The 11,578-nt window shown below is 45.7% G+C and carries 7 protein-coding genes; all 7 read left to right on the forward strand.

The window, feature by feature from the left end; translation table 11 throughout:
* The first annotated feature begins 127 nt into the window (after nt 1-127).
* Nucleotides 128-1,510, forward strand: a complete 1,383-nt coding sequence (locus BJR36_RS19185; RefSeq protein WP_091237054.1) for a carbohydrate ABC transporter permease — start codon at nt 128-130, stop codon at nt 1,508-1,510.
* Complete coding sequence (locus tag BJR36_RS19190) at nt 1,507-2,370, forward strand: sugar ABC transporter permease (RefSeq protein ID WP_091237047.1); 864 nt, start codon at nt 1,507-1,509, stop codon at nt 2,368-2,370. The genes BJR36_RS19185 and BJR36_RS19190 overlap by 4 nt, the downstream gene beginning before the upstream one ends.
* A 54-nt stretch (nt 2,371-2,424) precedes the next feature.
* Nucleotides 2,425-3,873, forward strand: coding sequence for a 4-alpha-glucanotransferase (gene malQ, locus BJR36_RS19195; RefSeq protein WP_091237048.1), 1,449 nt, complete (start codon nt 2,425-2,427; stop codon nt 3,871-3,873).
* A gap of 55 nt (nt 3,874-3,928) precedes the next feature.
* On the forward strand, nt 3,929-5,701 hold the full coding sequence (locus tag BJR36_RS19200; protein ID WP_091237049.1) for an alpha-glucosidase: 1,773 nt from the start codon (nt 3,929-3,931) through the stop codon (nt 5,699-5,701).
* A gap of 201 nt (nt 5,702-5,902) precedes the next feature.
* On the forward strand, nt 5,903-6,889 hold the full coding sequence (locus BJR36_RS19205; RefSeq protein ID WP_091237050.1) for an ROK family protein: 987 nt from the start codon (nt 5,903-5,905) through the stop codon (nt 6,887-6,889).
* A 63-nt stretch (nt 6,890-6,952) separates the two neighbouring features.
* A complete protein-coding gene (locus BJR36_RS19210; protein WP_091237051.1) occupies nt 6,953-8,134 on the forward strand; it encodes an MFS transporter in 1,182 nt (393 codons plus the stop codon).
* Nucleotides 8,135-8,907: 773 nt separating this feature from the next.
* Entirely contained in the window at nt 8,908-11,208 is a 2,301-nt protein-coding gene (locus BJR36_RS19220) for a peptidase domain-containing ABC transporter (RefSeq protein ID WP_091237053.1), read from the forward strand.
* Nucleotides 11,209-11,578 lie beyond the last annotated feature (370 nt).

Below are 11,578 nucleotides of genomic sequence, written 5' to 3' on the forward strand. Positions count from 1 at the left end.
ATTTGTCAAGTTTTTTCGGTGAAAAAGTGGGTGATTTTAAAAATAAAGGAGTTGAACCCCTTATAGAATAAGGGCTAGAGATTCCGAGAAAGTATGTATTTGAAAAGGAGGTATTGGTGTGAAGATTATGAAAAAGAAAAAAGGCAATTCTGGAACTGGAAAGAATGTTTTCCGGGAAATCGGGGAGATATTCCGAGATGGTGACGTGCTGACAAAACTATCCTTTGCACTGCTGGGCGTGTCCAATCTGTTCCGGAGGCAAGTGATAAAAGGGCTGCTTTATTTTACAATGGAACTTGGGTTTATCTTCTATATGATTATGTTTGGGGTAACTGCGCTTTCCCATCTTGATAATCTGGGGGATCAGAAACAGGGGATGGTGTTTGATGAAGCCAGAGGAATCTACGTAAAGACCCAGGGGCAGAATTCAATGCTGCTGCTGCTGGCTGCTGTAGTAGGAATCTTTATTATTGTGGTGTTTGCGGTCATCTGGTTTTCGAATATCAGATCTGCAATACGGGTGCAGAAGCTGAAGGAACAGGGAAAACATATTCCGAACTTCAGGGAAGACATCAGATCCTATGCAGATGCAAAGCTCCATAAGGCACTGTTGGCGGTTCCGTTTCTTGGAATACTGATGTTCAATGTGCTGCCGCTGGTGTTTATGATCCTGATCGCATTCACGAATTTCGACAAGACCCATCAGCCGCCGGGAAATCTTTTCACCTGGGTCGGCCTTGCAAATTTCAAGACCATGCTGAATGCAGGAAGCACCATCGGGCGTACTTTCTGGCCGATTCTCATATGGACCATTGTATGGGCGGTATTTGCTACATTTTTGAATTATATCCTGGGAATGATCCTGGCGATCATGATCAACAGGAAGGAAACCAGGTTCAAACGTTTCTGGAGAACGATTTTCGTCATGTCCATAGCGGTTCCACAGTTTGTATCCCTGCTGGTCATGAGAAGCATGCTGCAGGAAAGCGGAGCTGTCAATGTGCTGCTGCAGGAACTTGGACTCATCGATTCCTCACTGCCCTTCCTTTCATCGGGTCTTTGGGCAAAAGTAACGGTAATCATAGTAAATATCTGGGTGGGTGTTCCTTACACCATGCTGATTACTACAGGCATACTCCAGAATATACCGGCAGACTTATATGAGGCCGCCAGGGTTGACGGGGCAAATCCTTACCAGATGTTTGTGAAGATCACCCTGCCTTATATGTTCTTCATCACGACACCGTATCTGATCACCCAGTTCGTCGGAAATATCAATAACTTCAATGTCATCTTCCTTCTGACGGGCGGCGGGCCTAATACGCTGAAGTTTTACCAGGCAGGCCATACGGATCTGCTGGTCACCTGGCTCTACAAACTGACCGTAAACAGCTTCGATTATTCCTATGCGGCTGTAATCGGTATTATCGTGTTTATCATATCGGCGGTATTGTCGCTGATTACCTACAGGAATACGAAATCCTATAAAAATGAGGAGGATTATCAATGATGAAAAAAGAACGTTCCATGAAAAAGAAACAGACTGCATCGAACGCCCTTGTACACGTTATTCTGGCATTGCTGTCATGCATCTGGATATTCCCCATACTGTGGATCATAATGACATCGTTCAGGGGAGATCCTGGTTCCTACCAGCCGTATTTCTGGCCAAAAAGCTTTACCTTTGACAACTATACGGAACTGTTTACGGATGTCAGGCAGTTCTTCTTTCTGAGATGGTTCGGAAACACGTTTTTTGTTGCCGTGTGTTCATGCCTGCTCTCAACCTTCTATGTACTGTGCGTATCCTACAGCTTTTCGAGGCTGCGGTTTCACGGCAGGAAGGGATTTATGAATGTCGGTCTCATTCTGAACATGTTTCCGGGATTTATGTCCATGATCGCAGTGTACTATATTTTAAAAGGAATCGGAATCACGCAATCGCTGATCGCCCTGATTCTGGTCTATTCAAGCGGCGCGGGGCTTCAGTATCATATCGCAAAAGGATTCTTCGATACGGTCCCGAAGGCCTTGGACGAATCGGCGCTTCTGGATGGCGCCAACAAATGGCAGGTATTCACGAAGATAACCATGCCTTTGTCTCAGCCTATTATTGTCTATACAGTGCTGACGTCATTCCTGGCACCATGGCTTGACTTTATTTTTGCAAAAGTAATCATGGGCGACAATTACAAGAACTATACAGTCGCAATCGGCCTCTGGACAATGCTTCAGAAGGAATACGTCAACATGTGGTATACAAGATTTGCTGCCGGCGCCGTTGTCGTATCAATCCCTATAGCAATCCTGTTTGTCGTTATGCAGAAGTACTATGTGGAAGGCATTGCAAGCGGAGCGGTAAAAGGGTAACCGCTTCAGTCTGCTCCAAGGCAGACGTTATGTTTTAAGAGAGGAGATTTATTAATGAGAGATGCGGGCGTTTTGCTTCCTGTTTCGGCGCTGCCGTCAAGGCACGGCATCGGGGATTTCGGGAAAAGCAGTTACGAATTTGTGAAAAAGCTGAAGGAAAGCGGAGTGAAGATCTGGCAGATCCTTCCCCTGAATCCTCTTGGTTTTGGGAACTCCCCATACCAGCCCTATTCTTCCTATGCAGGCGACGAGCTTTATATCAGTCTCGAGCTTTTAAAAGAGGAAGGGCTGATCAGGGAGATAAAGGATTTCCGGAAGGACGAAACAAGGATAGATTATCAGGCAGTAAGGAGCTTTAAAGAGGGCTATCTGAGGGAAGCCTTCGACGCATTCAGGCCCACAGAGGATTACGAGGAATTCAGACGCAGGGACTGGGTATATAAATATGCAGTATTCATAACGCTGAAGAAGGCGAATAATCTGAGATGCTGGAATGAATGGCCGAAAGAGCAGCGCGAGTGGATCAGGGACAGAAAATTTAACATAGAGCCTTATAAAAATGAAATCAGGTATGAGATATTCCTGCAGTATATATTCTACAAACAGTGGATGGCACTTAAGAAATCTGCAAATCAGGCAGGCATAAAAATCATGGGTGATATCCCGATCTATGTGGGAATAGACTCCCTTGACGTATGGGACAACCAGGAGTGCTTTCTTCTGGATCTGGAGTGCAGGCCGGCATTTATCGCGGGAGTTCCGCCTGACTATTTCAGCGAGTCCGGACAGAGATGGGGAAATCCGATCTACAACTGGGATTTTATTAAGACCCGCGGATTTGATTTATGGGTCAACCGCCTTTCCTACGCGGGAGAGCTGTTTGATATCGTGAGGATTGACCATTTCAGAGGATTTGATACCTACTGGAAAATACCAGCTTCCTGCCCGACAGCAGTAGAAGGCGAATGGGTAGAGGCGCCTGGATATGAACTTTTCGAAATCCTGTCAGAGAAGCTCCCGGATGTGGAGATCGTGGCAGAGGATCTGGGGGACCTCAGACCGGAAGTCCTGAAGCTGCGGGACCATTTCGGACTCAAGGGAATGAAGGTAGTCCAGTTCACCTTTGATCCGAATGAAAAGAACAATAACTTTCAGGACCGGGAAAACATGATCATCTATACGGGGACACATGACAATCAGACAATCAGGGGCTGGTATGAGTCACAGAAGCTCCTGCGGAGGCTTGCCATCAGGCTGTACCTTTGGAGAAAAGGGTACCGCCAGAACATGATTTCCCACAGGTTCATTGCTTATGCGTTGGACAGCATAGCAGCCGTGGCGGTCGTACCCATACAGGATATCATGGGATTGGGCGATGAGGGGAGACTCAATACCCCGGGAACTCTTGGAAGCCCGAACTGGGAGTGGAAGCTTGCAGATTTCAGGGAACTTGACAGGAATTTGCCGCAGCTGAAGAAAATGGTTGTAGCAAGCGGAAGATAAGGATTTAGTATTTATATAGAAGACATGCAAAAACCGGAGTGAGAGGAAAGCAGTAATGAATAAGAAGGAACCATGGTGGAAGAACTGCGTAGCATACCAGATTTATCCACGCAGTTTTAACGATAGCAACGGAGATGGTATAGGAGATATAAATGGAATCAGGGAGAAGCTGGACTATCTGGCATATCTGGGAATTGATCTGATCTGGATATGCCCGATCTACGATTCACCCAACGATGACAATGGCTATGACATAAGGGATTATCAGAAAATCCAGAAGGAATACGGCACGATGGAAGAGTTTGACCTGCTTCTGGCCGAAGCCCACGAAAAAGGGATCAGGGTCATCATGGACCTGGTGATCAACCATACCTCTGATGAGCATCAGTGGTTTGCGGAATCAAGAAGCTCCGTGGATCATCCGAAAAGAGACTGGTATATCTGGAAGGACGGAAAAGATTGTAAAGACGGGAAAACCGGAAAAGAAGTAAAAATCGGAAAAGACAGCAAAGACGGAAAAGACAGCAAAGACAGTAAAGACAGCAAAGACAGCAAAGGCGGCAAAGACGGAGGGGCGGAACCGAATAACTGGGAAAGCATATTCGGAGGTTCGGCCTGGGAGTATGATGAAGCCACAGAACAGTATTTTCTACATCTGTTCAGCAGAAAAATGCCGGACATCAATTGGGAAAACGAGGATGCCAAAGAGGAAGTATTCCGGATGGTGCGGTGGTGGCTGGACAAGGGAATTGACGGCTTCCGTGTGGATGCGATCAGCCATATTAAAAAGGGCGACCTTTCTGACATGCCGAATCCAAAAGGCCTGAAGCATGTTCCTTCATTCGGAAAGAACATGAACCAGCCAGGAATCCATAAGCTTCTTGGAGAGCTAAAGAAAAATGTGTTTGACAGGTACGACATCTTTACAATTGCCGAAGCAAGCGGCGTATCCCACAAGGAAATGAAGGAATGGATTTCTACGGATGAAGGGAAGTTTTCTTCCGTATTCCAGTTTGAACATCAGCATCTGTGGGACGATGAAGGAACGGACCGTTTTTCGGTAAAAAAATTCAGGGAAGCTCTTTCAAAGTGGCAGCATGCAATCGAACATGACGGATGGGTTGCCCTGTTCCTGGAAAACCATGACCTTGTCAGAAGCATCAACAAGTTTGGAAATGCGGACAGGTACAGAGAGGAAAGCGCTAAATGTCTCGCCCTCGCGTACTTTATGCAGAAAGGGATCCCCTTCCTCTACCAGGGACAGGAAATAGGAATGGTCAATGCCGACTATTCGGATGCCTGCGATTTCCGCGACTTTCCCTTCCTGGAAAAGTATGAGGAGAAAATAGCCCAGGGATGCACCAGTGAAGAGGCGTTTGAAATATTGAAGAGCACGACCAGGGATAATTCCAGGACCCCGATGCAGTGGGATTCCTCAGTAAATGGCGGATTTTCAGAAGCAGAGCCCTGGATGAAGGTAAACAGAAACTATCGCGAAATAAACGTCGAAGCACAGATGAAGGATGACGATTCGATCTTGAATTTTTATAGAAGGATGATCGAGCTTAAAAAGAATGATGATATACTGACCTATGGATCTTTCAGGCTTATATTTGAAGAGAAGAGAAGCATATTCGCATATGAGCGTTTTGATAGAAAAGGAAACTATAAATATATAATCTGCTGCAACCTGTCGGACAGGAATCAGAAACTGAAGGCAGAACAGCTGCTGGCGGATGCAGATGTGATGCTTCACAACTACAAGGAGTTTCAGAGGGACGTGTTAAGGCCGTATGAAGCATTTATGGTTAAAGTCCCGCTTTCATAAAAATCAGATTTAGCAGCATGTACCCAGGGGATATCTCATGGTGGAATAAAATGCGGCCGTTTTTCGGAATGGCCGCATTGCGTTTAGGTAATCATGCTGCGCAATGCACAGGCATGGGGATTGACAAACCATAAAGAAGTGAATATACTTTATAAAGACACTTTATAAAGACGGTTTACAAACAAAAAGAGAAGGTAAATCATGAACACTGTAAAATCAATCAGAAAGAACAACAGGAACCAGATCAGGGAGCTTATGTCAGCACACGGCAGTCTGACGAAGCCGGAACTTTCCCAGAAAACCGGCCTGAGCGTGGTCACGATCAATTCGCTGATATCTGAAATGGTGAAGACAGGTGAAATCCTTGAAAACGGCCATGTTCCGTCGGACGGCGGCAGGCCTTCCATGCAGTATACATACAATTTTGATTTCCGTCATCTTGCAATCGTGTACGGATTCCAGAAAAATTCCCGCAACTATTTCCATTTTGTTGCGGTCAATCTGAAGGGCCAGCGGATCAGCATGCGGGAAGCAGAGATAGACGACGTGGAGGTCGACAGCTTCTCCGGCATACTGGACGAGATATTTGCGTCTGACAAAAAGATTGCAATGCTCGTATTCGGGCTGCCAGGCGAGAGCAATGGGGAAGAGATTCTGCTGAACGACTATGAAAGAATTGTCGGAAGCACATTCATCCCTTATTACCGGGAGCGGTATCAGGTGCCCGTCGTATTAGAAAATGATATCAATGCAATGATTTATGGATACTGCTATTTTGAACACTCGACCGAACCGACTGTGGGCATCTATTTTCCGAGGATCCATGGCCCCGGGGCAGGGGCTGTTCTGAATGGGGAGATATACAGGGGCATGCGGAACTTTGCAGGCGAGATCGGATTTGCATTTCCTGAAATCAAGTGGGACAGCCTGGATTACAGCAGCAAGGACAGCGTCCTTCCCATCGTTGGCAGAATCCTGACGGTCTACTGCTGCGTGCTGGCACCGGCAGCATTCATCCTGTACGGGGACTTTTTCGAGGAAGCAGACATTGCCTGGCTGGACAGCTATATCAGGACGGAAACAAAAGGGAAGTTCCAGGCGGAAATACGCATTTCCGGCCAGCTGGAGGAAGAGTATGAACGGGGCCTGATTGCAATCGGGCTGGACTGTCTGAGCAGGCAGGCTTAGGAAAACCCGGTGGCTAAAAAGGTCACCGGATTGAGCTATTAAAAACGAGAGGAGTTTTACACGATGTTTTCGATTTTATTGATCATTATCTATATCGCATTTATTTCACTGGGACTGCCGGATGCCATTCTGGGTTCAGCATGGCCAAGCATGTATGGGGACCTTGGCGTACCGGTTTCCTATGTGGGAATCGTAACCGTAATCATTTCAGTTGGAACGATTGTTTCCAGCATGAATTCAGGGAGGCTGATCGCCAGATTCGGAACTGGCCTTGTAACGGCAGTCAGCGTGGCCATGACGGCCGCCGCCCTGTTCGGATTCTCAGTCTCCACATCGTTCTATATGCTCTGCCTCTGGGGAATCCCTTACGGGCTGGGAGCTGGAAGTGTGGATGCGGCGCTGAACAGCTTCGTAGCCCTCCATTACAAATCAAAGCATATGAGCTGGCTTCACTGCTTCTGGGGAATCGGCGCATCGGCGGGACCTTATATCATGGGATTTTTCCTTGTGAGAAACTTTACCTGGAACAAAGGCTATCAGGCGATCCAGATGCTTCAGGTAGTATTGGCAGCAGGGCTTTTCCTGACACTTTTCCTTTGGAGAAAGGCAGAAGGGAAGGCGGAGAACGGGGGCAGACAGGAAAAAGCCATGAAGCTTGACCAGATTTTGCGGATCAGGGGAGCGAAAAAGATGCTGGCTGCCTTTTTCTGCTACTGTGCGGTGGAAGCCACTGCCGGATTATGGGCAAGCAGCTATATGGTCCTGCATAAAGGGATCGATGTCCAGACTGCAGCAAAATGGGCATCCCTGTTCTATCTTGGGATAACAGCCGGAAGGTTCATCAGCGGCTTTATTGCAGACAGGCTGGGGGATAGAAATATGATCCGTTTGGGGCAGGCCATCGGCATCATGGGAATTCTTGTTCTTCTCATTCCTGCTGGAAATACGCCGGTGTTCGTGGGCCTTATTATGATCGGCCTGGGATGCGCGCCGATTTATCCGAGCCTGATCCATGCGACTCCGGATACCTTCGGCCCGGAAAATGCGCAGGCTATTATGGGCGTGCAGATGGCGTTTGCTTATGTGGGAGCCACGCTGATGCCGCCGCTGTTCGGAGTTATTGCTGAGCGCGTCAATATTATGCTGTATCCGCTCTTTCTGTTTCTGATCATGGCGGGCATGATACATCTTGTTGAGAGCGCGGGCAGGGTAGTGAAGAGTGAGGATGTCAGAGAAATTGGGTAAAGGATTATCATAAATTTTCAGCAGAGGCTTTTGGGGATTACCCAGTAGACAAATGATTGAGAGGCCAGTGCATCTTTGGTATAATACTGAATGTGAGTTGGTACCTGACACCATAAAGTCGTCTTTATGGTGTCAGGTACCATTAAGTGGAAATGTCTTGTTCCTGGAAGATAATTCAATTATAAGAGGAGTTCTTTTGGTGAAAGCTGAAAGTGCTCCTATTTTTTACACTATATTCAAGTTCAAAAAAAATCCTGTTTTTATAGAAGATTACCATTCGACTATCGTGACGCGAGAGGTGTTGATGGCAGTCCCTAAGGAATTAGATTGCCGCACCAGTGTGAGAAATTGTATGAAAGATGATTGATTATGTTTGAAAATGTAAAATAATGAACATTATGTTAATGTTAATGTAATTTGACAAAATGTGAAAGCTTGTGATACTATAAAAAAGAATTTTTTGCTAAAATTGGAATTGGGAAGCCATAATACGAAAATTCGGGGGCTATAGAGGGAGTAATACGGATTTTTTAAAACGATTCTATAATTTTGCATTTTTATGTTGTGTCGAGAAATCTCCCACAACTTTTTTTAGTTTACAGAAAATTTATCGAATTTTCTATAAATTAAAAAGCTCCGCGAGGAGGCGCATGACGCACAAGAAGAATATGTCGCAGAAGCGACTGCGCGTCAGCGCGAGAGTTTCGCAAGCGAAACTCTTTGCTATGGCCCGAAATCAGGAAGGGAGCAAGCAGTATTCTGCTAAATAGAAGATGAAATATACATTTGTGAAACAACAGGATGCAACGGACTGTGCCGCAGCATGTCTTGCCATGGTCTGTCTGCATTATAAGAAAGAAACGACGATGACCCGGCTGAGGGATATCATGGGAACGGATTTAAAGGGAACCAATCTTACCGGGCTGAGCAAATGCGCAGAAAGCCTGGGGTTTGCCTCACAGGCAGTAAGGGTTGACAGGGATGGATTTTTAAGCAGCTATACCCTGCCGGCAATTGCCAACGTCATTACAAAAGAGGGACTGAGCCACTTTGTCGTCATATTTAAGGTTTCACCCAAATATGTGGTGGCAGGAGATCCGGGAAAAGACCTGATCAGAATGGAAACAGATGAATTCTATAAGAATTTTACGGGGGCCATGCTGATCCTGAAGCCGGCCGGCAATTTTACCACAGGTAAAATAAAGGGCGGGAGCATGTTCGACAGGTTTGTAAAACTATTGCTTCCACAGAAAAAACTGTTTGCATACTCAATCCTTACATCTGTGATTCTGACAGTTCTGGGAATCGTGTCATCTTTATTCAATAAGATCCTCATGGATGAGATACTGCCTTATAAACTTGAAAACACCTTGCTGCTTGTGCTGATTATCTTTTCAGTAATAGGAATGACCCAGGTCATCATCAGTTTCGTAAGGCAGTGGATGATGCTGTATCTGTCCCAGAAGATAGATATCCCGTTGATGCTTGGATACTTTGAGCATATCTATAAGCTTCCGATGAAGTTTTTTGCAACCAGAAAAACCGGTGACATTATCACCAGATTTTCTGATGCATTTACAATTAAGAATATTTTCACAAACATAGCGCTCACCCTGATCATGGACATCTTCATGGCGCTGGTTACAGGAGTGATCCTGTTCAAGATGAATCTGAATCTTTTTGTGATTATCCTGTTTATGACGGTCATCAGCATCCTTCTGGTGTTTATCTTTAAACAGCCATACAAGAAGATTAATGAGGAACAGATGCAGCAGGGATCAGTGCTGAATTCCCAGATCATAGAAGGGCTCAGGGCTGTAGAAACCATTAAGGGAAATGCAAACGAAGAAACAGAGCTGGAAAACATCGAAAGGGAGTATATCAAGTCCCTGAGAATCAGCCTGAAAGAGGGAATGCTTTCTAATGTGCAGGGCTCCGTCTCCGGTATGGTGTCTACGGTTGGAAATCTTATCATGATGTATTTTGGAATTATGCAGGTGATTGATGGAAACATCTCACTGGGAAGCCTGATGGCGTTCACCACCCTGTCCGGGTACTTTATGGATCCGGTGGGAAGGCTTGTAGGACTCCAGCTGCAGATCCAGGAAGCAAACATATCCATGAAGCGAATGACGGAAATCCTGGATTACGAGCAGGAGCAGTCCGTAAATGCAGAAATAGACAAGAACAATCCGGCATCCATGCTGATGGCAGACAGCTTCCAAACGGAAAAGATGTATCAGGAGCTTGAAAAGATAGATGGGGATATAGAGCTTAGGGATGTAACCTTCAGATATGGAAACAGAAAACCGGTATTAAAGAACCTCAGCTTTACCATCCCGAAGGGGAAAAAGGTAGCCCTTGTGGGAGCCAGTGGCAGCGGAAAATCTACTGTGGCAAAGCTTCTGCTAAAATACTACGAGCCGGAAGGTGGAGAAATCCTGATCGACGGTGTGGACCTTAAGGAATACAGGAATCATTCCCTGAGGCGGGCGATCTCCTATGTGCCCCAGACGATCGAGCTGTTTTCAAAAAGCATCTATGACAATATCCGGGTGAGCAGAATGAATGCCTCCTTAGAGGAAGTAAAGGAAGCAGCAAAGGCTGCAGATGCCCATGAATTCATAAAGAAACTTCCAATGCAGTACTATACCTACCTGGAGGAAGCGGGGAATGGCTTAAGTGGAGGAGAAAAGCAGAGAATCGCACTTGCCAGGGCCTTCCTTAAGAAGAACGAGTTTTATATACTGGATGAAAGTACCAGCAATCTGGACTTTGGAACGGAAAACATCATATTCGATATGATTTACAATAAATTCAGGAACAAATCCATGCTTATAATCGCCCACAGACTGGCAACGGTAAAGAATTGCGATGAGATCATCGTGATGGACCAGGGCGAGGTGGCAGAAAGAGGAAGCCATGAAGAGCTGCTAGAGAAGAAGGGGCAGTATTACAGGCTCTGGGAGATGCAGCAGGGAAACTTCATCCTAAAGAAGGAAGAGGATATCATAATGGCTGCATATGAAGATGTGCCAGAGGAAGTGGATGAGAATGAAATCTGCTACACGTAGGAATACCGGTAATGGCAGTGATGCTAGTGGTATCGGAAAAGGAAGTATGAAAATCTGAAGATCCCGGTTGGGGAGAAATGTGGTGTCAAACGGTTTTGTTATCATATATGATAGGACTGTTTTACATATATAGTCCGTAAGGACAAGCTGATTAGATACATGTAATCTAAAGTAAGAGGCTCATGGAAGATGACGATCTGATGTGGGGGGAAACTGAGTGGATAAGGATTCACTTGAAGATTTGTCTTTGAAAGAAGACAAGAAAAATAATAATCAGGAGCTTCCTGTATACTTTAAAGAGTAAAAGGAATTGACCAAAAAGAATACCTCAAGTAAATTTAGATTATTACTGACCGGACAGTTGGTAAAA

Origin of the sequence: Anaerobium acetethylicum, assembly GCF_900096945.1 — a bacterium.
Classification (GTDB): domain Bacteria; phylum Bacillota; class Clostridia; order Lachnospirales; family Lachnospiraceae; genus Anaerobium; species Anaerobium acetethylicum.

Bases quoted from the DNA above. Each gene is read 5' to 3' on its own strand.
- BJR36_RS19185 (WP_091237054.1), top strand. From the start codon at position 128: ATGAAAAAGAAAAAAGGCAATTCTGGAACTGGAAAGAATGTTTTCCGG.
- BJR36_RS19190 (WP_091237047.1), top strand. From the start codon at position 1,507: ATGATGAAAAAAGAACGTTCCATGAAAAAGAAACAGACTGCATCGAAC.
- malQ (WP_091237048.1), top strand. From the start codon at position 2,425: ATGAGAGATGCGGGCGTTTTGCTTCCTGTTTCGGCGCTGCCGTCAAGG.
- BJR36_RS19200 (WP_091237049.1), top strand. From the start codon at position 3,929: ATGAATAAGAAGGAACCATGGTGGAAGAACTGCGTAGCATACCAGATT.
- BJR36_RS19205 (WP_091237050.1), top strand. From the start codon at position 5,903: ATGAACACTGTAAAATCAATCAGAAAGAACAACAGGAACCAGATCAGG.
- BJR36_RS19210 (WP_091237051.1), top strand. From the start codon at position 6,953: ATGTTTTCGATTTTATTGATCATTATCTATATCGCATTTATTTCACTG.
- BJR36_RS19220 (WP_091237053.1), top strand. From the start codon at position 8,908: ATGAAATATACATTTGTGAAACAACAGGATGCAACGGACTGTGCCGCA.